This window comes from Corynebacterium vitaeruminis (assembly GCF_001054325.1).
In the GTDB taxonomy this organism is placed as follows: Bacteria; Actinomycetota; Actinomycetes; order Mycobacteriales; family Mycobacteriaceae; genus Corynebacterium; species Corynebacterium vitaeruminis_A.
Genome location: NZ_JVVM01000026.1, coordinates 143,184 through 166,915 on the forward strand (window position 1 = coordinate 143,184; position 23,732 = coordinate 166,915).

At 58.4% G+C, this 23,732-nt stretch carries 21 protein-coding genes and 3 tRNA genes; 11 read left to right on the plus strand and 13 right to left on the minus strand.

Going from position 1 to position 23,732, the window contains the following annotated elements; genetic code table 11:
• Window positions 1-53: 53 nt before the first annotated feature.
• Window positions 54-926 (plus strand): hypothetical protein, encoded by an 873-nt coding sequence (locus ADA16_RS09415; protein ID WP_048761282.1) that lies wholly within the window; start codon window positions 54-56, stop codon window positions 924-926.
• Window positions 927-1,088: 162 nt separating this feature from the next.
• Here ADA16_RS09415 and ADA16_RS09420 read toward each other — a convergent pair whose 3' ends face one another.
• On the minus strand, window positions 1,089-1,562 hold the full coding sequence (locus ADA16_RS09420; RefSeq protein ID WP_005511109.1) for a ribose-5-phosphate isomerase: 474 nt from the start codon (window positions 1,560-1,562) through the stop codon (window positions 1,089-1,091).
• A 228-nt stretch (window positions 1,563-1,790) separates the two neighbouring features.
• Between ADA16_RS09420 and ADA16_RS09425 the strand changes: the two genes are divergently transcribed.
• Entirely contained in the window at window positions 1,791-2,996 is a 1,206-nt protein-coding gene (locus tag ADA16_RS09425) for a TIGR04053 family radical SAM/SPASM domain-containing protein (RefSeq protein WP_048761286.1), read from the plus strand.
• A 27-nt stretch (window positions 2,997-3,023) separates the two neighbouring features.
• On the opposite strand, the gene ADA16_RS09430 is transcribed toward ADA16_RS09425, so the two are convergent.
• Both ADA16_RS09430 and ADA16_RS09435 read right to left on the minus strand, forming a co-directional pair.
• Window positions 3,024-3,668 carry a DsbA family protein gene (locus tag ADA16_RS09430; protein WP_038628082.1) on the minus strand — a complete coding sequence of 215 codons (645 nt, stop codon included), beginning with the start codon at window positions 3,666-3,668 and terminating at the stop codon, window positions 3,024-3,026.
• A 151-nt stretch (window positions 3,669-3,819) separates the two neighbouring features.
• A complete protein-coding gene (locus ADA16_RS09435) occupies window positions 3,820-4,350 on the minus strand; it encodes an SMI1/KNR4 family protein (RefSeq protein WP_239659428.1) in 531 nt (176 codons plus the stop codon).
• Between the two features lie 152 nt (window positions 4,351-4,502).
• Between ADA16_RS09435 and pepN the strand changes: the two genes are divergently transcribed.
• Window positions 4,503-7,205 carry an aminopeptidase N gene (gene pepN / locus ADA16_RS09440; protein ID WP_048761293.1) on the plus strand — a complete coding sequence of 901 codons (2,703 nt, stop codon included), beginning with the start codon at window positions 4,503-4,505 and terminating at the stop codon, window positions 7,203-7,205.
• 67 nt (window positions 7,206-7,272) lie between these two features.
• Window positions 7,273-7,671, plus strand: a complete 399-nt coding sequence (locus ADA16_RS09445; RefSeq protein ID WP_048761296.1) for a globin — start codon at window positions 7,273-7,275, stop codon at window positions 7,669-7,671.
• A gap of 19 nt (window positions 7,672-7,690) precedes the next feature.
• On the opposite strand, the gene ADA16_RS09450 is transcribed toward ADA16_RS09445, so the two are convergent.
• The 5 genes from ADA16_RS09450 to ADA16_RS09470 all read right to left on the minus strand — a co-directional run bounded on the left by ADA16_RS09450 (window position 7,691) and on the right by ADA16_RS09470 (window position 14,064).
• Entirely contained in the window at window positions 7,691-8,566 is an 876-nt protein-coding gene (locus ADA16_RS09450; protein ID WP_048761299.1) for a hypothetical protein, read from the minus strand.
• Window positions 8,567-8,572: 6 nt separating this feature from the next.
• On the minus strand, window positions 8,573-9,034 hold the full coding sequence (locus ADA16_RS09455) for an acyl-CoA thioesterase (RefSeq protein ID WP_048761303.1): 462 nt from the start codon (window positions 9,032-9,034) through the stop codon (window positions 8,573-8,575).
• 137 nt (window positions 9,035-9,171) lie between these two features.
• Window positions 9,172-10,842, minus strand: a complete 1,671-nt coding sequence (gene ettA, locus ADA16_RS09460; RefSeq protein WP_048761306.1) for an energy-dependent translational throttle protein EttA — start codon at window positions 10,840-10,842, stop codon at window positions 9,172-9,174.
• A 301-nt stretch (window positions 10,843-11,143) separates the two neighbouring features.
• Window positions 11,144-11,683, minus strand: coding sequence for a single-stranded DNA-binding protein (locus tag ADA16_RS09465; RefSeq protein WP_048761310.1), 540 nt, complete (start codon window positions 11,681-11,683; stop codon window positions 11,144-11,146).
• A 233-nt stretch (window positions 11,684-11,916) separates the two neighbouring features.
• Complete coding sequence (locus tag ADA16_RS09470) at window positions 11,917-14,064, minus strand: cytochrome c oxidase assembly protein (RefSeq protein ID WP_048761315.1); 2,148 nt, start codon at window positions 14,062-14,064, stop codon at window positions 11,917-11,919.
• A 110-nt stretch (window positions 14,065-14,174) separates the two neighbouring features.
• Here ADA16_RS09470 and ADA16_RS09475 point away from each other — a divergent pair.
• A tRNA-Arg gene (locus ADA16_RS09475) sits at window positions 14,175-14,247 on the plus strand.
• A gap of 55 nt (window positions 14,248-14,302) precedes the next feature.
• On the opposite strand, the gene ADA16_RS09480 is transcribed toward ADA16_RS09475, so the two are convergent.
• On the minus strand, window positions 14,303-14,947 hold the full coding sequence (locus tag ADA16_RS09480; protein WP_048761319.1) for a TetR/AcrR family transcriptional regulator: 645 nt from the start codon (window positions 14,945-14,947) through the stop codon (window positions 14,303-14,305).
• A gap of 267 nt (window positions 14,948-15,214) precedes the next feature.
• Here ADA16_RS09480 and orn point away from each other — a divergent pair, with 267 nt between their 5' ends.
• Window positions 15,215-15,868 carry an oligoribonuclease gene (orn, locus tag ADA16_RS09485; protein WP_048761322.1) on the plus strand — a complete coding sequence of 218 codons (654 nt, stop codon included), beginning with the start codon at window positions 15,215-15,217 and terminating at the stop codon, window positions 15,866-15,868.
• 143 nt (window positions 15,869-16,011) lie between these two features.
• Window positions 16,012-16,087: transfer RNA gene (locus tag ADA16_RS09490), tRNA-His, on the plus strand.
• Window positions 16,088-16,556: 469 nt separating this feature from the next.
• On the opposite strand, the gene ADA16_RS09495 is transcribed toward ADA16_RS09490, so the two are convergent.
• Window positions 16,557-16,901 (minus strand): hypothetical protein, encoded by a 345-nt coding sequence (locus ADA16_RS09495; RefSeq protein WP_152680755.1) that lies wholly within the window; start codon window positions 16,899-16,901, stop codon window positions 16,557-16,559.
• Window positions 16,902-16,944: 43 nt separating this feature from the next.
• On the opposite strand from ADA16_RS09495, the gene ADA16_RS09500 reads away from it, so the two are divergent.
• Window positions 16,945-17,373, plus strand: a complete 429-nt coding sequence (locus tag ADA16_RS09500; RefSeq protein ID WP_048761327.1) for a hypothetical protein — start codon at window positions 16,945-16,947, stop codon at window positions 17,371-17,373.
• 93 nt (window positions 17,374-17,466) lie between these two features.
• On the opposite strand, the gene ADA16_RS09505 is transcribed toward ADA16_RS09500, so the two are convergent.
• Both ADA16_RS09505 and ADA16_RS09510 read right to left on the minus strand, forming a co-directional pair.
• Complete coding sequence (locus tag ADA16_RS09505; protein ID WP_048761330.1) at window positions 17,467-18,261, minus strand: ABC transporter ATP-binding protein; 795 nt, start codon at window positions 18,259-18,261, stop codon at window positions 17,467-17,469.
• 97 nt (window positions 18,262-18,358) lie between these two features.
• Window positions 18,359-19,375 carry an FtsX-like permease family protein gene (locus tag ADA16_RS09510; RefSeq protein WP_239659429.1) on the minus strand — a complete coding sequence of 339 codons (1,017 nt, stop codon included), beginning with the start codon at window positions 19,373-19,375 and terminating at the stop codon, window positions 18,359-18,361.
• A gap of 149 nt (window positions 19,376-19,524) precedes the next feature.
• On the opposite strand from ADA16_RS09510, the gene ADA16_RS09515 reads away from it, so the two are divergent.
• Window positions 19,525-20,730 (plus strand): sensor histidine kinase, encoded by a 1,206-nt coding sequence (locus tag ADA16_RS09515; protein WP_048761336.1) that lies wholly within the window; start codon window positions 19,525-19,527, stop codon window positions 20,728-20,730.
• A 61-nt stretch (window positions 20,731-20,791) separates the two neighbouring features.
• Entirely contained in the window at window positions 20,792-21,475 is a 684-nt protein-coding gene (locus ADA16_RS09520; RefSeq protein ID WP_082150696.1) for a LuxR C-terminal-related transcriptional regulator, read from the plus strand.
• Between the two features lie 54 nt (window positions 21,476-21,529).
• Here ADA16_RS09520 and ADA16_RS09525 read toward each other — a convergent pair whose 3' ends face one another.
• Window positions 21,530-22,699 carry a L,D-transpeptidase gene (locus tag ADA16_RS09525; protein WP_048761342.1) on the minus strand — a complete coding sequence of 390 codons (1,170 nt, stop codon included), beginning with the start codon at window positions 22,697-22,699 and terminating at the stop codon, window positions 21,530-21,532.
• A 720-nt stretch (window positions 22,700-23,419) separates the two neighbouring features.
• Between ADA16_RS09525 and ADA16_RS09530 the strand changes: the two genes are divergently transcribed.
• Window positions 23,420-23,492: transfer RNA gene (locus ADA16_RS09530), tRNA-Lys, on the plus strand.
• Window positions 23,493-23,732: the final 240 nt, after the last annotated feature.

A 23,732-nucleotide genomic window follows, 5' to 3' on the forward strand; every position in this document is an offset into this window, starting at 1 on the left:
TTTCAAGTAATTACTAGCAGTACCCGCAATTTTCCTTTTTGGAGGCCTAGCCCATGGGGGCTTTAATCCTGATCGCTATCACCGTCGGCGGCGCAATTATCATCGCGTCGATGGCTCAAAACCGTTCTAACAGGGCCTTTGATGCCCGCCAGAACAATCAATTGGAAGACGCCGTCGCAGACGCCCGCCGATGGATTGAGCGACTGGGCTCACAGGTACTGAACCTCTCTGGCACGGATTCGGCTTCCACGCAGGCTCTTGCTGATGCATCCGAGCGCTACAACGCCGCTTCCTCGCAGATTTCTACTGCACGCACCCCAGCACAGGCACGAATGGCGCGCGAATCGGCGCTGGAGGGCTTGCACTACATCAATGCAGCTCGCGAAATTATGGGCCTGCCGGCGGGACCGACGCTGCCACCGCTGGAGGGGCAGAAGGCCGCTGGTTCTGTGACCGAAACTCGCACCATTGAGCACGAAGGCCACTCGGTTACCGCCTCTCCATACGCCACCCCAGAGACTCCGAACTACTACCCCGGCGGCCGTGTCGCTGGCCGTCCGGTTCCAGCCGGTTGGTACTCCGAGCCATGGTGGAAGTCCGCGCTCCGCACCGGTGTCTGGACCGCAGGCTCGATGCTGCTGTTTTCTACCCTCTTCCACGGTATGGCCGGTGTGGCCTACGGCGCTGATGAGTTCGCCAGCGGCATGGGCACCGGCGCTGATGACTTCGGCGGCACCGAGGACTTTGGAGCCGAAGACTTCGGTGGCGACGATTTCGGTGGAGATGACTTGGGTGGCGGCGACTTCGGTGGCGGTGCCGCTGATGCCGGCGACGCAGGCGACGGTGGCGGCTTCTTCGACGGCCTCTTCGGCGGTGGCGACGGTGACGGTTTCTTCGACGGCGGCTTTGACGGCTTCGGCGAATAGGCCCCGATAGGGCCCGATTGGCCCCGACTCCCCTAGCCCTGGCACCACGAAAACCCGGTCAGCCCTCCCACGATGGGAAAGGCTGACCGGGTTTTTGCGGTTACTTTGCCCTCCGTGACCGTCGTCAAGCGAGAACGGCGTGAAGGGCACTGCGGTGAGCGCTTAGGCCTCCGGTAGCTCCGGAGCAACGCCAGTCTTCTCGTACTCTGCGAGGATGTCGATGCGGCGCTGGTGGCGCTCCTCCTCGCTCCACGGCTGGGAGACGAAAGCATCGACGATGGCCAGGGCTTCTTCCTCAGAGTGCATACGACCGCCGAGACCAATCAGCTGAGCGTTGTTGTGCTCGCGGGCGAGCTTCGCGGTCTCCACCGACCAAGCCAGCGCACAACGAGCGCCCTTGACCTTGTTAGCGGCGATCTGCTCGCCGTTACCGGAACCGCCGAGCACGATACCCAGGCTGCCCGGATCGGCGACGGTACGGGAAGCCGCCTCGATGCAGAATGCTGGGTAGTCATCTGCAGGGTCGTAGGTGTGAGCGCCGCAGTCTACGACGTCGTGGCCAGCCTTTTCCAGGTGGGCCTTAATCAGGTTCTTCATCTCAAAACCGGCGTGGTCTGCACCAAGGTAAATACGCATGGCAGCAAGTCTAGCGGTTCTCACGGATTCGACGGTGTCTGCACCCGTTTTAGGTATTGCTTGACGACGTCCCCTGCGCAGCCGAATAGGGTGAAAAGTGACTGTATTTGCGTCTCAGCATGTCTTCGAAACCGGAAATTGGGTGCTTTTACCGTGTCTCCTGCGCCACAGGCTCACTTCCAAGTCGATCCGGAAGCTCATGGCTCCCGTGGGAATCATCACGCACCGGTGGTGCGAACGGTTCGACATGACATTAATAAAAAGCCATTTATTGTCATTTGGGAGGTCACTCGGGCTTGTGGCCTAGTCTGCAAGCACTGCCGTGCGGATGCGCAACATGAGCCGCATCCACTTCAGCTTTCGACTGCCGAAGGCAAGGTGTTGTTGGAGACCTTGGCGTCGTATAGCAAGCCGAAGCCGCTTGTGGTGCTCACCGGCGGTGATCCGTTTGAGCGTGATGACCTGGAAGAATTGGTGCGATTCGGCACCGAGCACGGTCTGAATATGTCGCTGTCGCCATCGGTGACGCCGCGGCTGACGCCGGAGCGGATTCAGTCGTTGCGAGAGGCTGGCGGTAAGGCGATGTCGATGTCGCTCGATGGCGCGACCGCCCAGACCCATGATAAGTTCCGTGGTTTTTCAGGCACTTTTGAAAAGACGCTGGAGATGGCTCCGCACATCAACGAGGCCGGTTACCGACTGCAGATCAACTCGACCCTGACCAAGGGAAATATCCATGAGGCACCAGCGCTGCTGAAGACGGTCATGGAGATGCAAGCCAAGATGTGGTACGTCTTTTTCCTCGTCCCCACTGGTCGCGGTGCGGATTTAGGCGCTTTGTCGCCGGAGGAACGCGAGGACGTTCTGCACTGGTTGTCAGATGTGTCCAACCGAATTGCCATTAAGACGACGGAGGCGCCGCAGTATCGGCGCGTCGTCATGCAGCAGGAGGAAGCGAAGGAAAAGGGGCTGCCACCCTATGAGGGCGGCGAGCTCTACCACTACTTGACGGAGGAAACGACTAAGCTGCTCGGCGCTGTACCGGAAAAGCCACGCCGACCGCGCTCCCCGATGGCCGTCAATTCTGGTTCCGGTTTTGCCTTCATTGACCATATCGGCGATGTCTACCCCAATGGTTTCCTGCCGTTGCACTGCGGCAATGTGAAGGCCACACCATTCCAGGAAATCTATTCAAACTCACCGGCGTTCAAAGCCCTTCGCGACCCGGACAATTGGCACGGCAAGTGCAGCGTCTGTGAATACCACAGCGTCTGTGGTGGATCCCGGTCCACTGCCTATGCACTGACCGGGGATTACACCGCATCCGACCCGACCTGCATCTACATTCCGCCACGGTGGGCTGCAATGAGCGAAGAAGAACGGCAGGCCTCTACCGGGCAGAATGCCGAAGCTGGGACGGCTCAGGTTTCTTAGCCACACGGCCCAGCTGCTACAGGTTTCTTAGTCGAAGCGCGGATCCTCAGTGCGAGAGCGCTTAATTTCGAAGAAGTACGGGTAGCTGGCCACGGCGACCGAGCCGTCGAAAATCTTGCCCGCTTCTTCGCCCCGCGGGATGCGGGTCAGCACCGGGCCGAAGAAAGCAACGTCGTTGAGCTTAACTACCGGAGTGCCGACGTCATTGCCGACCTCCTTCATGGCCTCTGCGTGGTTTTCACGCATGAGCTCATCAAACTCTGTGGTCAGAGCCTGGGCCAGACGCTCTTCCGGCAGTCCAACCTCTGCGAGGGTTTCCTTAATCAGCTCGTCGAATGCGTGCTCCGGCTCGTCGACATGCGCGTGGCGATCGATGCGGTTTTCGTTGTGAATCTTCGTGCCCAGCGCGGTGTAGAGCTTGTCGACAGCCTCCTGACCATCCTGGGAGAACACTGCATTAAACAGGCGTGCCGGAGTCCAGTTGCACTGCATCATGAACTTGTACTCTTCCGGCAGCTCGTCGCGGCCTTCATTGAGTACTGACAGGCTCATCGGCTTCCACTCGACCTCGATGTCGCGGACCTTTTCGACTTCCTTAATCCAGCGGGATGTCACCCAGCAAAACGGGCAGGAAACGTCGAAGTAAAAAGTGACCTTGTCTCGATTGCTCATGTGAAAGTCCTCCTAAAGCATTGATTGACTTATCAACGACTATAGGGCGGAATTTTTCGGTTCGCATTTATGAATTCGGATGGGTCCGAAGTTCTATTGGGGCCGGTGTTAACTGACTCCCCCCTCATCGGACGCCGTCCAGATTGCTTACCTAGCCATTCCAGGGCAAGCCCGTGGCCTCCAGGGAATCAGCAGCAGCTTCCAAGTAGGCAGGCCAGTCGGCATAGTCCAGGAACTCCGGGCCCACCTCGTGATCCATAGAGACCATCTTCCCCGAGCGCATATCCAGGCAGTAGTTGTTTCCGCCGAAGTCCATGACCAGCGGAATCCATGCCTCGTGATACCACTTGTCATCCGAGTCGGCGCTGTCCATGCCTTCGGCTTCAAAATCATCGAAGTCGCCGTCTGCCTGCAACTGGGTCCACAGCTTGTAGTCGTTCAGAATCGACGTAGGCGGCGCAATCCAGCCACCGTCCCACGGCTCGCCGTCCACAGACGCGTGCCGCAGCCACGAAGCTCGCACGTAGTCTGGCAGCTTTACTCCGAGGTCAGTCTCAAGCTGATCCAGTTCCGCTTCTGTCGCCGGAGCCTCCAGGGCATCGTCGTCAAGCTTCGCCTCAATGCGATCCCACGCCGCGTTGACCCGTTCAACTTTGCTTGCATCATCACTGAGTTCGTACATGAAACGAAGTGTATTCACGCCTGGCTTTGCTCGCATGCCGTACTAGCCAAAATCTTGCCCAATCGACACCGAATGGGTTACGAATTCGGGTCTGCCTCACCAATCCCACTACTGCCCGATTCCCAATCCGGGGTCGTGGTTACACTTGTCGCATGACTTCCACGAACCTAACCAGGACCGAGGCCGCCGACCGTGCGGCCATGCTCGAGGTGTCCCACTACGACATCTCTCTCGACCTCACTACCGCACCTGTTGGCGCGCCGCACAGCGCACCAACATTCGCTTCAAAGACCACAATTTCTCTGACGACGAAGCGCGCCGGTTCCACCTTTATTGATCTGCGTGATGCTGTTGTTAAGAGTGTGACCATCGACGGCGTCGATGCCACGGAGGCCGCTCGCTATGCCAGCGAGACCGGTATTAACGTGGACCTGACCGAAGGTGACCACACCGTCGTTATCGACGCGGACTGCCGTTACACCAACAACGGCCAGGGCATTCACCGCTTCCAGGATCCTGCCGACGGCGAAACATACCTGTACTCGCAGTTTGAAACTGCCGACGCCAAGCGCGTGTTCGCCTGCTTTGACCAGCCGGATTTGAAGGCGACGTATTCAATCCACGTCGTGGCACCGAAGGGTTGGAAGGTTATTTCCAACTCGGTGGCCAAGACCGGCGCCACCACCGATGTCCACGGCAATGAGGCCGATACCTTCGACTTCTCGGTGGACGTTCCGTTGTCGACGTATCTCATCGCAGTCTGTGCGGGCCCATGGCACGAGGTCACTGACTCGTGGACCGGCACTGTCGCACCGCACCCGGAAACCCCTGCTGAGCACCAGCCGGATGGCGAACTGACCATTCCACTGGGACTCTACTGCCGCCAGTCCATCGCCGAGTACCTCGATGCCGACACCTTGTTCAAGGAGACCAAGGAAGGCTTCGACTTCTACGCCAAGCATTTCGGTGAGCCGTACCCGTTCGGTAAGTACGACCAGATCTTCTGCCCGGAGTACAACATGGGCGCGATGGAAAACGCCGGCTGCGTGACCATCCGCGACGAGTACGTCTTCCGCTCCAAGCCCACCCATTACCTCTACGAGCGCCGCAACGACACCATCCTGCATGAGATGGCTCACATGTGGTTCGGCGATTTGGTCACCATGCAGTGGTGGGATGACCTCTGGCTCAACGAGTCCTTCGCCACCTGGTCTGCTGCCGCCGCTCAGGTCGAGGTTTCCGATTACAGCCACGCTTGGACCACTTTCGCCAACGTCGAAAAGGCCTGGGCCTACAAGCAAGATCAGCTGCCGTCGACACACCCGATTGCCGCCGATGCCAGCGACATTGATACCGTCGAGCAGAACTTCGACGGCATCACCTACGCCAAGGGCGCGTCCACCCTCAAACAGCTGGCCGCCTACGTCGGTCAGGATGCTTTCCTCGCCGGTGCTCGTCTTCACTTTGCCCGCCACCGCTATGGCAACGCCACTTTCGCGGACCTGCTGGACGCACTCTCTGAGGCCTCCGGTCGCGATCTGTCTGGTTGGGCCGATCAGTGGCTGACCACTACTGGCATCACCACCCTGGCACCGGATTTCCGCCAGTCGGCCGGTAAGTACACCTCCTTCGCAGTCACACAGGAAGGTGCCGAGCCGGGTGCCGGAGAACTCCGCGATCACCGAATCGCCGTGGGTATCTACAACCTGCGCGGCACCGGCGCGGATGCCGTACTCGAACGCACCAAGCGCGTCGAACTCGACGTCCGCGGTGCACGCACCGAAGTCCCAGAGCTGGTCGACACCCCAGTCGGCGATGTCGTGCTGGTCAACGACGACGATCTCACCTACAGCATGATTCGCCTGGACGAGGGCTCGCTTGCCACCGTCATCGACAACATCGGCGCTTTCACCGATTCGATGGCACGCACACTGTGCTGGTCCGCTACCTGGCAGATGGTTCGCGCAGGCCAGATGCGCGCTCGCGACTTCGTCAACCTGGTGCTCCGCGGCATCCCGGGCGAGGACAAGCTCTCCGTTTTGGAGCGCGTCATCGCTCAGGCGGTTAGCGCTGTCAATGTCTACGCCGATCCACAGTGGGCTGATTCCACCGGCCGCGACCTGCTGGCTCAGGGCCTGTTGGACTACGCGAAGAAGGAAACCGACGCCGACCGCGCCCTGATTTTCGTTAACGCTTTGACCACCGTGGGCTCGTCGAATAGCGATGTCGTGGGCGCACTGCGCGACATCTACGCTGGCGACGCCGCCAAGGCTGGCTTCCCCGCTGTCACTGTCGACACCGACATGCAGTGGCGCGCCCTGAAGGCGTTGGTTTCCGCTGGTCTCGAAGGCGAGGAAGCCATCGCAGAGCTTGAGAAGGCCGACAACTCGGCACTCGGCGCGCAGGCCGCCATCGCCTGCCGCGCCTCCGTGCCGACGCTCGCCAACAAGGCCCGCGTCTGGTCTGACGCGACGGTCTCTGGCGATGAGGCCCCGTCGAACCTTGTCATTCGCCATCTGCTGGCCGGCTTCAACGCGCCGGGCTCGGGTGCGGTGCTCGCACAGGCGCTTGACGACGACTCCCGCGCCACCATCAACGCGGAGCAGTCGGCAACCTCACTGTCGGAGCACTTCTTCGCTGTTGCCAACAGCTGGTGGAAGCAGTTCTCCTCCGAGACGGCACAGACGCTGCTCGAGGGCTTTTACCCCACCTGGGAGATCAGCGAATCGGCCATTGCAGCCGCTCAGCGCCTCCTCGACAGCGACGAGACCGCGTCGCCGGTCAAGCGCATCATCTCTGAGCAGCAGTTCCTGGTGAAGCTCGCACTTCGCGCTCGCGAGTTCGACGCGAAGTAACAATTGGTTTCGGTCGGCGCTTTGCCGATTATCGTTATCGTGGCATCAAGTCGATAGACTTGGTGCCATGACAACTTCTCAGACGCTCTTTGACTCCGTCGGCGGCGAGGATGTCTTCAATCGCATCGTCCATGGTTTCTACACACGCATGCGTTCCGATGACCTCATCGGCCCGATGTACCCCAGCGATGACTGGGAGGGCGCCGAAGATCGACTGCGCATGTTCCTCGTCCAGTACTGGGGCGGGCCGCGTGCTTACAGCGAACAGCGTGGTCATCCGCGCCTGCGCATGCGCCACATGCCGTTTTCCATCGGAGAGGCCGAACGCGACCGCTGGCTGGAAATTATGAGCGCCTCACTCGCAGACATTCCCGATGAGGAGCTCCCCCGTCCCCAGCGCGAGGCCATGTGGAACCACATGGTGCAGGTTGCTGACATGCTCATCAACCGCTTCGACGCGCAGTAGGAATTAAGCTCCTACCCCGCTAGTTCAACAACGGCAGCACGCCGAAAGACTCAAGCGTAAAGATTGAGCCAAAACGCCCATCCAGCCGGTGCCACCGTCCCTTCGTGGACACGCGCACCGGCTCTTTTTCGTCCGGATGCTCCGGGATGAAGCCCATCGCACACAACGCAAACACATCCCGCATGGTCACGTCGACAACGCTTGCCGACGTTTCCCGCGTCTGCCCCTCTCCAGTGTGAACGGCGGCTTCACCGGAGGCAGTGGCTGTGCCGGTGGAGGTGCCGGTGGCGGCTTCACCGGTGCCTCCGCTGACAGTAAGAACCTTCTGATCCAGCAGAGATGGCGGCATGCCCATGGGGCCGGAAGATTCGACAGCGACCGCGCGCCCCTGCTTCTCGAGAGTCCGGAAAGCAGTGGCCGGAACATAATCGACAACCTGCCACCCTTCCGGCACCGGCAGGAATCCCGGCCAGGAGGATGCCGACTGCGCCTGCACCCGGTACGGCAGCGCGGTGAGCGAAGCTTCCTTGTCCTCCGCATCGTCGGATGATTTTGCTTGCGCAAAGGCACGCACGGCAATGTCTTTAATCTCCGCGGCGGTGACGATGATGTCGTCGGGAAGCGAGTGCAGCGCAATCGTGCGCATCGCGAGCGGGCCGATGGGAGTCTTCACCCATACCTGCGACATCGCTGGTGCCGAGGTAGCAGAGGACGAGGAGCTAGTAGCAGTACCGGAACCCGAGGCGGAACCCGTGCCGGCGGTGGTCTTGCGTGCTCGGATGCGCAGCAATGTGTTCTCGTCGAGGGCGTAGGCCTTGTGAGCCAGGACACCTAGATTCTTCAACGCATCTGGAGTGCCGAAGGTCAGCTCGGGGGTGGGATGAGGAGTGGTCACAGCGAGTTACTTGTCCTGGTCTTCCTTGTTGTCTTCGTCTTCCTTGTTATCTTCAATTGCGGGAGCTGCGAAGCGTTCCAATTCACGGCGGGCAGACGGGGAGAGCTCGACCGCCTTGGCGGTCTTGAGGTCGAACATCACCATCACGGTTTCGAGCACAGCAACGATGTGATCATGCTGATCGGAGATAGTCTGGCGAAGCGTGAAGGAGGTGCGACCGAAGTTGATAATTTCGGTTTCGACCACAACTTCCTGGGTGTCCGGCAAAATGGCCCGGACGTAATCAATCTCCAGGCGACGCACCACTGCAGCGGGCATTCCTGCCCCGCCGCCGAGACCGCGCATAACAAAGTCCAGGCGAGCCTGCTGAGCGTACTCGAGGAAAGCCGTATTGTTCGCGTGGCCATACTGATCGAAATCAGACCAGCGGATAGCGACGTTGGTACGAAATGGTGCTGATTCAGTCATACCCAGAACTATAGGCTTTTCCAGAGCCATGAGCCTGCGAAAACCGCGAAAGCCCGGAAACCTCTGCACTGGCGCGAGCCAGTTCCCAAGGTTGCCGGGCTTTGCCGTTGGCGAAAATCAGATTCGCAGGAAACGGATTAGCGGGTCAGGCGACGGTGAGTGACGCGCGACGGGCGTGCAGCTTCCTCGCCGTAACGCTCAATCTTGTTCTTCTCGTAGCCCTCGAAGTTGCCCTCGAACCAGAACCACTTGCCCTCTTCGAAGTTGCCTTCCCACGCGAGAATGTGGGTACAGGTGCGGTCCAGGAACCAACGGTCGTGGGAAATGACGACGGCGCAGCCTGGGAAGTTCTGCAGTGCGTTTTCCAGCGAAGACAGGGTTTCGACGTCGAGGTCGTTAGTCGGCTCGTCCAGGAGGATCAGGTTACCGCCCTGCTTCAGGGTCAGCGCGAGGTTCAGACGGTTGCGCTCACCACCGGAGAGAACCTTCGACGGCTTCTGCTGGTCAGCGCCCTTGAAACCGAAAGCGGACAGGTATGCACGAGACGGCATCTCGTTCTGGCCGACCACGATGTAGTCGAGACCATTAGAGACAACCTCCCAGACGGTCTTTTCCGGATCGATGTTTTCACGACCCTGGTCAACGTAGCTGAGCTGAACAGTCTGACCGACCTTGACCTCACCGGAATCCGGCTGCTCCAGCCCCACGATGGTCTTAAACAGGGTGGACTTACCCACACCGTTCGGGCCAATCACACCGACGATGCCGTTACGCGGCAGGGTGAACGACAGGTCCTTAATCAGGACGCGACCATCAAAACCCTTCTCCAGGTCCTTGACCTCAACAACCTGGTTACCCAGGCGCGGCGGGGTCGGAATCTGGATTTCTTCGAAGTCGAGCTTCTTGTACTGCTCGGCTTCCTCCACCATCTGCTCGTAGCGCTCCAGACGGGCCTTGTTCTTGGCCTGGCGAGCCTTCTGGCCCGAGCGGACCCATGCCAGCTCGTCCTTCAGGCGCTTCTGCAGCTTGGCGTCCTTCTTACCTGCAACCTCGAGGCGCTCAGCCTTCTTCTCCAGGTAAGTCGAGTAGTTGCCTTCGTACGGGTAGAGCTTGCCGCGATCGACCTCACAAATCCAGCCAGCAACGTGGTCCAGGAAGTAACGGTCGTGGGTCACGGCCAGGACGGCACCCGGGTACTTAGCCAGGTGCTGCTCGAGCCACAGCACGGACTCGGCATCCAGGTGGTTAGTGGGCTCGTCGAGAAGCAGCAGATCCGGCTCGGAAAGCAGCAGCTTCGCCAGTGCTACACGACGACGCTCACCACCGGAGAGGTGAGTAACCGGCTCATCTGCCGGCGGGCAGCGAAGCGCATCCATTGCCTGCTCAATCTTGGAATCCAGCTCCCAAGCATCAGCTGCGTCGAGCTCCTCCTGGAGCTTGCCCATTTCTTCCATGAGCTCGTCGGTGTAATTGGTGGCCATCTCCTCGGCGATAGCCTCAAAACGGGCCTTCTTCTCGAAGATGTCGCCGAGACCTTCCTCAACGTTGCCGCGAACGGTCTTCTCCTCATTCAGCGGAGGCTCCTGCAGCAGGATGCCAACAGTGGCACCCGGCTCCAGGAAAGCTTCACCGTTACTCGGCTGGTCCAGACCAGCCATAATCTTCAGAATCGACGACTTACCTGCGCCGTTCGGACCGACTACGCCGATCTTGGCACCCGGGTAAAACGCCATGGTGACGTTGTCGAGAATAACCTTATCGCCGTGCGCTTTACGCACGTTTTTCATCTGGTAGATGAACTCACCCATGGTGGAATTTCGTCCCCTCGTCGAAAGGAAATAAGCAATCCCTGTAGAGGTTACGCATACGAACGAAAAGGCACAATCTACATGGGCGTACCCGCAATCCTTTCCCACCAAAATTCCCGCAAGGCCACCAGCAAAACTGGTCGCGAGATAACGCCGCCGAATCTTTAGTAATCCCTCCCCACTTCAGCGGCGTCGCCTCACGCGCGGCAAATATCCCTCCCCTCTCTCAGCGGATCCCCCCGAATTCCGCTCTACAACAACGAGCTGACTCCTGGCCTAAAACGCCCCACTAACTCCGTTACTAGAACGGCGCACTCGCACCTGCGCCAGCCATTTCTTGCTTCTCAGAATTGGCTGCACTTGCGTCTCCAGCTTCACCAGCGCCACCTGCACCAACACTGAATGTGCGCACTGTCTCAGTAACCGGAGCGTCCGAATCTCCGGTCGACGCTGCACCAAGACCAGTCGGCGACTCATGCGGCTTCTCCGTCATGGTCTTGACCGTTGCCAGGTGACGGCGCAGATTCGGCCCCACCGCCTTGGCAATAATCTTCTGACGCTGATGCTTCGTACCATCATCGCCCTCCCACCGGTCCGTACGAACATGCCCATGAACAATGACAGCTTGGCCCTTCCACACCGTGTTATTCACGTTCTCGGCCAGCTTGCCCCAGCATTCAACATCAAAGTACGAAGTCTCCGACTGCTCCCAACCGTTCTCCCCCTTCCACGACTTGCTGGATGCCACAGAGAACTTGCAGACCTTTGCCCCAGAATTGGTATTTCGATTTTCCACGTGATGGACCACATTTCCCACCACGGTAATAACTGCCTCAGACATCGGGCTCCTCCCCCAAAAGAAAGCGTTTACCTACTTCGGCCGAATAATCCGAAGATGTCTCATTCGTGCCGTGCCAACTACTTTTCCGGCTCCGGGAGGCAAGCGAAAGAGGCAAACAAAAAGCCTGTGGATAAGTTCGTCTAAAAGACAACTATCCACAGGCTTCATATGAAGTTGAGGGGCGGGGTCGCAGCAATCCTCGTCGTCAAGCGAACGAAATCTGCTTAACGACGCTACCTTCCGCGCCTCTTCGAGGCATCAATCGGATTGTCCATGTGCACCGGATGCTGCGCGTCAACCTCCGAGGTGTAGTAGTCGCGCTCATCTTCGCCACCGACACCGACCTGCTGGCTCATACGCGCGAGCATTTCGTTGTATGCAGCCAACTCCTCATCGTTGTTGCGGTCTGCGACGCGGTCGTAGCGTGCGGCATCCTTCTCATCAGAACGTCGCCACTGCACAAACAGCGCAACGGTGACGATATAGAGCGGAACCTCACCGGCGGCCCACGCGACGGCACCACCGACGTTCTGATCCTCCAGGAGATTGACTGCCCACGGGAGATCAAGGCTGGCGTAGTAGGTCTCGGCAAGTACCTTCTGCGACTGCATCAGCGAAATACCGAACCAAGCGTGGAACGGCAACGAACCCATCAGCGTGACCAGCTTGACCGACGGCGCGATCTGCTGCGGTGCGGCATCGACACCGATAATGACCCAGTAGAAGATGTAACCGGAGATCAAGAAGTGGATGTTCATGAACACGTGACCGGCGTGCTCATCGGCCAGGAAGTCGTAGATTGGTGTCATGTAGAGCAGATAGAAACCTGCAACGAACTGCACCGTTGCCACCACTGGGTGCGTGAGGAAACGCGACACCGGGTTGTTGATGAAGACCACCAGCCACTCACGAATACCCGGCAACCCGTCGCGGCCGGCCGGCTTCAGCGCACGCAGCGCCAACGTGACCGGCCCACCCAGCACCAGCATGACCGGGATACCCATGGAGTAAAGCATGTGGGCGATCATGTGAACCGAGAACAGAGCCGGCATGTACACGCCCAGGGCGCTGCACGAAGTAAACAGCAAGGTTGCGCAGCCGCCGAGCCACCACAGGGTGTTGGATAGCGGCCAGGTACCGCCGCGCTTCTTCAGTAGATAGAGCCAGTACAGGTAAATCCACGCGGCAATGATGGCGGCCGAACCGAAGAAGATGTCAAAACGCCACTGCGTGAACATGGCCTCCCAACCGAATGGAATCTCCAGGTTGTAGCCGAGCTTGACCTGCATCTGTGTAATGGACGGCAGGCCCTCACCACCGGCCTGCTCAGAGAAATTCGGTGGCGGCGGAGTACGGCCGAGGGCCACGGCAACGCCAATCGTGAGCGCCATAATGATGACCTCAACAATGGCCAGTCGCCAGAACGGGCGATTCGACTGGGCACGCTCAATCTCCGGAATGGTGATCTTGCGGTGCACATAGCCACACAGGCCCAGCAAGATGGTGAGCACCGCCTTGACCAGCACCATGATGCCGTAGTTATTGCTGACCAGGTCAGACCAGTCAATATTGATGGCTGCGTTAATGAAGCCAGAGGCAGACATTGCAATGAATGCAACCAACGCCACGAAGGAGTAGCGCTTCACGACTTCTGGCATCCACTCACCACGACGACGCGCGTGGCCAACCAACGCCATCAAACCGCCGACCCAAAACACAGTGAAAGTCAAGTGCCAGATGTAGGAGTTGGTGCCGTAGTCATGCGCACCACCGGAGGCGTTGTGGCTCACAACAGCCAGCGGCATCATCGACACCAAGCTGATGGCGAAGAACACCGGCTGCCAAATCCACTTACGAGTCAGCGATGAGCCGAGCGCCACAATGCCCGCAAAAATAGCTACCCACAGCCACGCCAAGCCCTCCTTGGTCTGCTCCAAGGACACAGCCCAGTTGCTCAGCTGAATTGTTGTTGACAGCGGCTGGCCCGACACATCGGAGAGAACCAGCGGAATCTCCATCAGCGCCATGAGACCCCAGCCGAGCATGGCCCACATACCCGTGCGGGATGCTGTGTAGCCGTCGAGGCCCAAAGTGCCGTCGGCACGCTGCTTCGTACCGAAAGCGGCGAGCATAAACGAGCCGACACCGAGACAAGCGAGCAACTCACCGGCCGCCTTGGCGAACGGGAACCCGAAGGTAGTGATTGTGCCGGGATCAGGAATGCCCAACGTGGCGCGCGAATCCATGTTGAACGCCATCGAGAGCAAACCAGCTAAAACGCCGCCGATAAGCACAAAAACAACGTACCAACCAGCAGATTTACGGACTTTCTTATCCTTGCTAACAGGCGGAGAGGTCTCGGCCTTGGTTGTGGCAGTCATAGCCCTAAGCTTAGCGACCAAAGTCGCTAGAGCAGAACCGGTTACAGCACTGGGATGCGAACCGGTTGTGATTGGCCGCGCTGGAGACGCTACAATGCTTTTCTTAGCTGGCCTCCATAGCTCAGTGGACAGAGCAGTCGGCTTCTACCCGATTGGTCGAGGGTTCGAATCCTTCTGGGGGCGCAAAAATAACCCGCCTGAACTGGTTGTATACCAGCATCAGGCGGGTTTTTACCTCTTAGTCCTTCTTGCTATCCGTGGGGTCCGGACGCAAGTAGCGGTCAACCATATCGACAACTTCTTCGACAGATTCCTTGTCGAGTTCCGCGTCCTTTCCATTCGGGCGCCACACCAGCACCATCGTCTGGATCAGACGGTAAATGTTGCGCGCAAGCAGGTATGGGTCGTGTTCTCGAATAGTGCCGTCTTCCTGCCCGTGGCGAACACCAGGGAGAATAAACTTCTCCACAATTTCCATCTGTGTGTCGCTCATCTCTCCTGTGAGCATTTGCAATACGCGGTCAGGGTCAGTCTTGACCAAGCCAGGGAAAAAGTCACTATCAATAATGCGCTGAACGACGATTCGAATACGCAGCAACATACGAGCGCGCGAATTGCCGGGGACATAACGGAGCCCCTCAAGCATGTGCAAAATTTCGCGGTTGGTCACTTCCGCCAGAAGCTCACCGATATCGGCATATCGGCGATATACGGTCGGCCGGGAAACCCCTGCCTTGCGAGCAATTTCTGCAATCGAAGTCCTACGCAAGCCCACGGTCATAACGCTTTCGCGCGCGGCGGCAATGATGACATCATCGACGGATGGTTTCTGTGCTGCAGTGTCGCTATTAGCAGCGCCGTCGGCACGATTCGTCTCATCCATGTAACTATTTCTCCCGTTGGAATTCGAATTCAGAAGTAATTTTAGCAGGCAAATAGGTTGATTTAGCTCATACCCCGTCGTCCAATCCTAAAACCTCAACATCCAATTAATTTCATTTCCCCACAATCCGCCTTTCAATCCATACCCAGACCACGCCACGATCCGCCTCGCTAAGCTGGGCGTAGTCAACACGTGCCCACAGCACATTCCAGACGCGAAACAAAACTCATTGCAGGCTCAAGCCGAATCTCAGCGAAAGGTGAAATCATGACTCAGTCCGATCCCGACCTCCAGCTCTCCCCTGAGCTCGACCGCATCGTGTGGATTGACTGCGAGATGACAGGCCTCGAGCCCGAACGCCACGTCATCGTCGAAATCGCGGCTCTCGTCACAGACGCCAACCTCAATGTTCTTGGTGAAGGTGTGGACATTGTCGTGCACGCTTCCGAAACCGAATTGGCACAGATGGATGATTTCGTCACCAAGATGCATGCAAAGTCCGGCCTAGATCAGGAGATTCGCGCAAGCAGGACCAATGTCTCTGACGCCGAGCAGGCCGTCTTGGACTACATCCGCCAGTGGGTTCCCGAGCCGCGCACCGCTCCGTTGGCAGGTAACTCGATTGCCTCCGACCGCAAGTTCATCCACCGCTACATGCCAGAGCTCGATCAGCACCTGCACTACCGCATGATTGATGCCTCATCCTTCAAGGAGCTAGCTCGCCGCTGGTACCCACAGGTCCTCAAGGGCGCTCCAGAGAAGGGCCTCGCTCACCGAGCTCTCGCCGACATCAAGGAGTCCATCCGCGAGCTGGACTACTACCGTCGCGCAATGCTCCTACCCCACCCCGGCCCGGACGCCGACGCTATTTCCACCGCTAGCAACGAATCCACAGAAAAGTACGGCGAAATTCGCGGCTAGCTCGCTTTACGACGGCCCCAAACCCCGCCCTTTCCTAAATTTATCCGGATTGACCTGCCGTTTTTGTTTCCAGCCTACTGTGGGCTACCATATAGTTCGCTGCAGAGATGAGCCGAGAAAATAGCTCTCTTAACGCGGTAATGGTGACTGTAGTTCAGTTGGTAGAGCACCAGGTTGTGATCCTGGGTGTCGCGGGTTCGAGCCCCGTCAGTCACCCCAAATAGGACCCTCGGCCAGGAATTTTTCCCGGCCGAGGGTCTTCTGTGTCCACGCCCCCTAGAATCCGCCCTACGCAGGTCGCGGGTTAATAGGGCTAAGTAAAGAAAAGTGTGTCTGTCCGGCGTGTCACCGGGTGGGGCCTTTTGCTACTTAGCCCTCCATGCGAGTTAGTGACTGCGTTTATGCCAGCAACGACAATCCCATGCGAGTTACTGACCCCGCTTATAGCAAAAATGGCCCGAAAAATGACCTGAAAGTGCTATAAAGTTGGGCAGTTTCACATGTGCAGCCCGTATTCGCATGTGCACTCCATAGTTTTTGGGTTTTCCGGTTTTGGGTTTTCCGGTTTTGCTACCTACCCCCAGGTTGTGGAACTGCCACAGTTGGGGTCTGACCAGTCACTATCTTGAGAATCAGGCGCACTTTTGTCTATTAACCCTAAATAAATTGGTGAAAAACGCTTACCCAGCTATAGCTGCGAGGATATTCTGTCGTGCATGAGGACCTTCAAAAACCCCGCACCCCACCAGCACTCACCAATCTCCATTCCCCGCAAAGTAGCCGCATTGCTTGCAGGTGTTGCCATCGCAGGCAGCTTGGCAGCTTGTAACGGGGACGACTCCGACGCAAGCAGCGCTAGCTCAGAGCAGGCCGTCAGTTCAAGCGCATCTTCTTCCACCCTGTCTTCCACAAGTACTTCTGATTCAAGTACCTCTAGCTCGAGCTCATCAGACTCCAGTACCTCGACCAGCTCTGAGACTTCGACGTCGGGAAGCAGCTCGAACTCTACGAGCACCGCTGCAGATAGCGCCAAGGATTACGCGAGCATCCTCGACGACCTCGAGGAAGTCGATGCCATGTTCTACACGCAAAACGGTTCTGGAGAACTGGCAGGCACGCGTTTTATGACACCGGACGAAACGGTGCAGTGCCACTTTGTCGTTGACAAAGCTGTCTGTGCCGTGCCTGGCGACCATAGTGAGTGGCCCCATGATGAGCGTGCTGACGACGGTGTCCGAGATATGCCGAACCCGCCAAAGGCAACCAACGTTGGCTGGATGCCAGTGCGTTCTCCGTTGGGAACCAAGCCGAAGAATTGGCTGCAGCAGGGAACTTTCCCTTCGATAGGTACGGGTACCCCCCTCGAGGATGGCAAGAAAATCAAAGTCCGGATGTCTTTTGAATCCGACGAGACTGTCACTTGCGGTTCCAAGGACAACAACATGACTTGTGTAAGTGGTGACCACGGCTTTACCGTCGGCAAGGATACCTACGTCACCTGGTAATTTCCCGCCACCTGGTAAGCCGACGCGACCGGTTAGCTACCCAGCGGATAGCCGCTGCTGGTAGCTACCGAATCCCCCGTTACTCCCCAGTGCCTACCGAGTAGCTACCAAGCCTGCATCCGATGTCTGCAGCTTGCCGTCAACCATCTCCACGATTCGGTCGGCGCCGTGGAGCTGGCCCAGGTCGTGGGTGATGTACAGGGTGGCCACACCCATTTTCCGCGTCACATCCATAATCAGTCGTGTCACCGCACCGGCGGTCTTCTGATCCAGGGCCGCAGTCGGTTCGTCGACTAGCAGCACTTCCGGCTCATTCATCAGTGCCCGCGCAACATTGACGCGCGCCTGCTGACCACCGGAAAGCTGGCTTACGCGACGGTCTCCAAGCCCTGCCAGGCCAACTGCCTCTAGCAGCTCATCCGCGCGCTTCTCCGCTTCACGACGGCCACCCGCGGGCCAACCGAAGACGCGGCCCAGTCGCCGCATCGCGATGAGCTGCTGCTTAACCGTCAAGGCGGGCAGAAGATTCGGCTGCTGGAAGACGATACCGATGTGTTCGCGACGAATCTTGGCAGCATCCGCGCCGCGAGCGCTCAAGTCAATGGCTGTTCGTTCCGTGTTCTCGGCAGCGCCTGCACCGTTCGAGTCCTGCTTGTTGGAGTACAGAGTGACATATCCGGAATCGGCGCTCTTCAGGCAACCGGCAATGGTCAGCAATGTCGACTTACCGGAACCCGATGGCCCCACCAGCCCCACTACCTCGCCAGCTCGAATCTTCAGCGAGATGTCATCCAAAATGGTGCGCTTGTTTTCACCGTCCTGGACGGTCAGCGAGATGTTCTTCAGCGCCAGTGCTACGGGAGCCTTGTTGTCGATGTAGGTAGTCATTTTGTCCTCAATTCCTCAGTTGCAGGGTTGTTCGTGATGCGCGTGGTGCGTGGTGTGTGGTGTGTATGGTGCAGGGAGCCGCCGCAGTAACGCACTCCTATGCATTCGCTAGTGCGGTCGTCGGATCGACACGGAAGACCGGCACCAGCGCCAGCAGTGCACCAACCACGCCGGTCACAGCGAGAATGAGCCCCGGCACGACAGTCGTTGAAGCATCGACCACAATCGGCATGACATTGGCGCTCTGCAGAGCCCAGCCTGCAGCTGCAGTCACCGCCACGCCGCCGCCAACTCCGATTGCGAGCACGGCCAGCACCTGTGCCAGAGAGTCAGCCACCAGCACGGAGCGGGAAGCACCGAGTGCCGATGAGATAGCCACACCACGCAGTCGCTGAACGGTCCACACGGTGAAAAATGCGCCTACTACCAGCGCGGAGATGACATACAGCATCGAGGTCATCGCGTTGAGCGAAGTCTGCTCTCCCTGGTAGGAAGCCGACAGGTTATTGCGCTCGCCATCACGCAGAATGGTTCCTTCCGCAACATTCGGCAGCTGTGCCGCAGACTCGTCGACAACCATCGCCGCCGGCACCATCTGCCCCGGGGTCAGGTCTTCCATCACACCGCGACCGGCGTAAATAACTGCCTGGTGATCCAGCCACTTGTCCCCCACCACGCGTGCAACCGTGGTTTCGTGTTCACCCATCGCACCAGACAGAGTCAGCGAGTCACCTTCCGCAATATCGGTTTCGCTGACGCCATCGGTGATGGCCACCTGGTCGTCGTCAAGCGAAAAGTCGGAGATGACGGTGACGGGCGTTTCGTTGACGCGCGCACGACTGACGTAGACATCGCGGACGCTTGCGCCGCTGTCGCTCGCCCACGTTTGGACGCTCTTACGTGCTGTCTCGCCCATGCTTGACGACGACAGCGACGTAGCCCCCTCGGAGATGACGACGGCGTCGTTTTTGCCGTAGACCTCGTCAAGTGCGGAAACGGACTGGTCGGACAGACCTGCAGCCAAAGCCGAGAGGAATGTGACCATCACAGCAATCATGCCGACGGTGATGGTGATCAGTGCGGCACGGCCTGGAGCGGCTCGAAGTTCTTTCATTGACTGGTACATACTCATTATGGTCGTGGATTCACAGGCGGATTTAATCGCCATGGAGGTTGAACTTCGTCTCCAACTTTCGGTTGATGTTGATGGTTCCAGCTCGTCAGCAGTGTTTTGGCAGGTGGAACTGACCTAAGCTCGAGGGCGTGGATACTCCTGAGACTCTGAACCGCAGCTGGCAGATACTGCGGTTTGCCCTGGATGTTTTGGTGCTGGTGCTGCTGGCGGTGTGCGTGATACCGAACCCGGAGTGGCGAATCATCACCTATGCGGCGTGCTTTCTGGTGGTGTACATTGCCGGTTCGGTCGGGCCGATTGGACGGGCTCGGCATGGCAACGTAGCCAACGAGGTTGCACTGACTAAACCACGTGGCCTGCTGCTGGGCTGGCTTGTGATTCTGCTGCTGTGCTGGGCGGCGTTGGCGTTCGCGACGCTGGACGCCTCGTTTCTGGTTTTCCCACTTTTTTTCGTAATTTTGCAGGTCACCGGCGGGATTACAGCCGTAATCATGGTGGCTGCGACAACGGCGGCCGCAATCGGCGCCATCGCTATACACACTCCCCTGACTTTTGGCGGTGTCCTCGGCCCCATCCTCGGCGGGACGTTTGTACTCACTGTGGGGCTGGGGTTCCGGCTCCTGCAGAAGGAGACCATCGAAAAGACCAAGGCGCTAGAGGAGCTCTCGGCTGCCCGTGCCCGCTCGGAAGCGCTGTCGCGTCGCGCCGGTGAGCTGGACGAACGCGCACGCCTCGCGGCCGACATTCATGACACGGTGGCGCAGGGGCTGTCCTCCATCCAGCTGCTGCTGCATTCGGTGGAGTCACGAATGAAGAACGCCCCCATCCAGCATGATCAGGCCTCGCTGGATTCTCTACAGCTCGCCCGCAAGGTCGCGGCCGACAATCTCGCCGAGACCCGGCGCATCATTGCAGCGCTGCAGCCGGCGCCCCTCGAAGGCTCTGACCTTTCCAGTGCATTGGAGAAAGTCTGCTCCACCACGGTACTTGGCGATGCCGTCACCTTCTGCGTCGACGGCACACCCACGCGGCTGCCAGCCACTGTCGAGGCCACCATTATCAGGGTGGCCCAGGCGAGCTTGGCGAACGTCGTCAAGCATGCAAACGCCACCCGCTGCCGCGTCACCCTGACCTACCAGCCCGACGAGGTCCTTCTCGACTGCGTCGACAACGGCATCGGTTTCGACCCCATCACACCAACCAGCGACGACAGCGTCGGTATCGCCAACGCGCGCCGACGTGTGGAAAAGCTCGGCGGTACCTTCACCATCGAATCGGAACCGGGGCGCGGCTGCGGTGTCAGCGTCAGCATCCCGCACGACCTCAACCCTTAAAGTCGCGCACCTGGTAGGCAGGTAGGAAACGACCATTCACATCACCCGAGGAGATAGCCAGGTGACCAAGCCCATCGGAGTCCTCATCGCCGACGATCACCCCATCGTCCGCGCTGGCCTTCGCGCCGTCGTTGAATCGGCGCCGGATATCGTCGTGGTCGGCGAGGCTACTACCGGTGACGAAGCGGTCGAGAAGGTGCGCGCATCGCTTGACGACGACTCTTGCGACCACATCGATCTGGTACTCATGGACCTTCGCTTTGGCGAGGCCCCTGGCACCGCTACCCGCGCTGGCGGGGTTGATGCCACCGCGGCCATCCGCGCACTGGCCGGGCGGGGAGTGAAGGCTCCCGAAGTGTTGGTAGTGACCAACTATTCCTCAGACTCCGATGTGCTCGGCGCTGTGACCGCAGGCGCAGTTGGTTATCTGCTGAAGGATGCTGCGCCGGAAGAACTCATCGACGGCATCCGTCGTGCCGTTCGAGGTGAAACCGTACTGAACACGCAGGTGGCCGGGCGCCTGATGGGTAGGATGCGCAACCCCAATACAGCACTAACCCCGCGCGAACTCGAGGTGCTCGAATTGGTCGCGCGGGGTATGTCGAATAGGAAAATTGCTGAACAGCTGGTGCTCACCGAAGCGACTGTGAAGTCGCATCTGGTGCATATTTTCACCAAGCTAGACGTAAGCTCCCGCACCGCGGCTGTTGCTCGGGCGCAGGAGCTGGGAATGTTGGGTGAATAGGTGGCGGCCTAGCCCGTGCGGCCTAAACGATGGCCGCACTTTAGGCGATATGGGCTACCAAGAGCTGGTCTCGTCGGCGTTGCCCTTCTTCCAAGTCTCCCACGGGATGTTCCAGTCACCTAGTCCATCGACACCGGAGAGCGTCTCACCAACAGTATTCTTCACAATCACGATGTCACCGCGCTTGGTGTTCTCCAGGAACCACTTAGCGTTGGCGTCCGTGACGTTGATGCAGCCGTGAGACTGGTTGACGCTGCCCTGTGCCCACGTGGACCACGGTGCGCCGTGAACGTAAATACCCGAGTAGGACATCTGCGTTGCATAGTTAACCGGGGTGACGTAGCCGCCGTTTGCCAAAGACAGGCCATAGGTGCGAGAGTCCATCACCATGCTCTCATTGTGGTCGCCGAGAATGTACTGACCATTCGGAGTCGGGTGAACATTCGACCCCATGGAGATAGGCATGGAGTTTACGACTTCACCATTCTTCTTAATGACCATGGTCTTAGTCGCATCATCAGCGATGGCAATGACTTCATCACCAATGGTGAAGCTAGTTTCAGCGGACTCCGCACCGTACATGCCGTCACCAAGATCGGTGCCGTAAATGTCGGATTTCACGGTAACCTTGGTGCCCGGCTTCCAGTAATCCTTTGGACGCCAGCGAACCTCAGTATTGTTCAGCCAGTAGAAAGCGCCTTCCACCTTAGGTTCGGTGGTCACCTTAATCGCTTCCTCAGCGGCCTCTCGGTCCGAGATACTCGCGCTGAACTTCACGGCGATAGGTTGGCCAACCCCCACGGTAGAACCATCCAGTGGAGACAGGTAACCATTTACCTGATTAGTCGGCTCGACGGTGGTGAATGAGCTAGTCAGCTTTTCTGTGCCCGAGGTGGCGTTAATTTCGTAGGTCCTTGAGTACCCCAAAGGTTCTGCAGTGGTCCACTTGGTGCCACTGTCGTCGAGCTTGCCCTTTACCTCTTTACCCTCAGGGTTGGTCATAACAACCTTGTCCAGGCGATGTCCCTCGCCCACCTGAACCGAAATCGGATCAACCACCGAAACATCGGTAGCGTCGTCCTTCACACTGGCGACAAGACCAGCGTCTGGCTCCTCTGCTCCCTGCTGCCCGGAATTATCTCCACCAACGGTACAAGCAGCCAGAGAAATGGTGGTCGCAAACGTCACCACCGCCATCGACAGGCGCTTAAATGATTGCCGCATGATCGTGCTTCACTCCAACAGTGCAATTATTAAGTAGTAACTCCCGGGCCACAGAGCAACACAGCGAAGCCCTGATATGTCCGGGAAAAAGCTAGATTACCCCGCGATGGCACTAGCCGCCGACAAAACGCTCACCCTACGTGAAAAGCCTTTTTAACTGCCCAATTGCAGCCTGAAACCCCTCACAGGACACAGCACGCAGAGTAGCCCAACGGTTCCTACAGTTAACCCTCTAGAAAATTGCTGTGCAACCCCCAAAAGCCGGGGCACTTGAATCGACCAGGGAAAACGGGACACCTTCAGGGATTGTTACCGAAAAGTAATCAGTTCGGTATTCCAAATCGCCACCGCTGCCACCGCCCAACCACACCGAACGCCACCACCGAACGCCACCGCCACCACTGAACACCACCGTCGAACCACACCGAACGCCACCGCCACCACTGAACACCACCGCCGAACCACACCGAACGCCACCGCGGCATCTATGCACGCTCCCGACGTTGATACAGGCGCCCTCCAGCCCCACTTTGAGGATTTTCAAACTTTTTTTGAACTTTTTTCAAACGGTTGCGCAAAACCTTCCCAAAAACATACAGAAACATCGACTCAAAAACAGCGTCTGACCAGCCGATTTTACAAACAATCAGAAACCTGGTTATATATCTTCTCGTTGCCAGCGAGGAGCTCACAAAGAGAGCACCAAGCAGGAAACGGTAAGCGCCATTAGCTCAACTGGCAGAGCAGCTGACTCTTAATCAGCGGGTTCGGGGTTCGAGTCCCTGATGGCGCACAAATGCCCCGGCGTGCGAATCTCCACGATTCAACCGCCGGGGCATTTCTTTTTGTTCCTTGTTTAAATTCTGGCAAGGGTTAATAGACAAAAGTGTGTCCGCCTGGCGTGTCACCGGGTGGGCACCTTTCGCTACTTACCCCAATGCAAGTTAGTGACCGCATTTATGGCCAGCGACGGTGGGTCAACACGAGTTAGTGACCTCGCTTATAGCAAAAATGGCCCGAAAAATAGCCTGAA

What these genes read in the sequence shown, in the direction of transcription:
- ADA16_RS09415 (WP_048761282.1), top strand. Translation starts at nt 54, where the DNA reads ATGGGGGCTTTAATCCTGATCGCTATCACCGTCGGCGGCGCAATTATC.
- ADA16_RS09420 (WP_005511109.1), bottom strand. Translation starts at nt 1,562, where the DNA reads ATGCGTATTTACCTTGGTGCAGACCACGCCGGTTTTGAGATGAAGAAC.
- ADA16_RS09430 (WP_038628082.1), bottom strand. Translation starts at nt 3,668, where the DNA reads ATGAGCAATCGAGACAAGGTCACTTTTTACTTCGACGTTTCCTGCCCG.
- ADA16_RS09435 (WP_239659428.1), bottom strand. Translation starts at nt 4,350, where the DNA reads ATGTACGAACTCAGTGATGATGCAAGCAAAGTTGAACGGGTCAACGCG.
- pepN (WP_048761293.1), top strand. Translation starts at nt 4,503, where the DNA reads ATGACTTCCACGAACCTAACCAGGACCGAGGCCGCCGACCGTGCGGCC.
- ADA16_RS09445 (WP_048761296.1), top strand. Translation starts at nt 7,273, where the DNA reads ATGACAACTTCTCAGACGCTCTTTGACTCCGTCGGCGGCGAGGATGTC.
- ADA16_RS09455 (WP_048761303.1), bottom strand. Translation starts at nt 9,034, where the DNA reads ATGACTGAATCAGCACCATTTCGTACCAACGTCGCTATCCGCTGGTCT.
- ettA (WP_048761306.1), bottom strand. Translation starts at nt 10,842, where the DNA reads ATGGGTGAGTTCATCTACCAGATGAAAAACGTGCGTAAAGCGCACGGC.
- ADA16_RS09465 (WP_048761310.1), bottom strand. Translation starts at nt 11,683, where the DNA reads ATGTCTGAGGCAGTTATTACCGTGGTGGGAAATGTGGTCCATCACGTG.
- ADA16_RS09470 (WP_048761315.1), bottom strand. Translation starts at nt 14,064, where the DNA reads ATGACTGCCACAACCAAGGCCGAGACCTCTCCGCCTGTTAGCAAGGAT.
- ADA16_RS09480 (WP_048761319.1), bottom strand. Translation starts at nt 14,947, where the DNA reads ATGGATGAGACGAATCGTGCCGACGGCGCTGCTAATAGCGACACTGCA.
- orn (WP_048761322.1), top strand. Translation starts at nt 15,215, where the DNA reads ATGACTCAGTCCGATCCCGACCTCCAGCTCTCCCCTGAGCTCGACCGC.
- ADA16_RS09500 (WP_048761327.1), top strand. Translation starts at nt 16,945, where the DNA reads ATGTTCTACACGCAAAACGGTTCTGGAGAACTGGCAGGCACGCGTTTT.
- ADA16_RS09505 (WP_048761330.1), bottom strand. Translation starts at nt 18,261, where the DNA reads ATGACTACCTACATCGACAACAAGGCTCCCGTAGCACTGGCGCTGAAG.
- ADA16_RS09510 (WP_239659429.1), bottom strand. Translation starts at nt 19,375, where the DNA reads ATGAAAGAACTTCGAGCCGCTCCAGGCCGTGCCGCACTGATCACCATC.
- ADA16_RS09525 (WP_048761342.1), bottom strand. Translation starts at nt 22,699, where the DNA reads ATGCGGCAATCATTTAAGCGCCTGTCGATGGCGGTGGTGACGTTTGCG.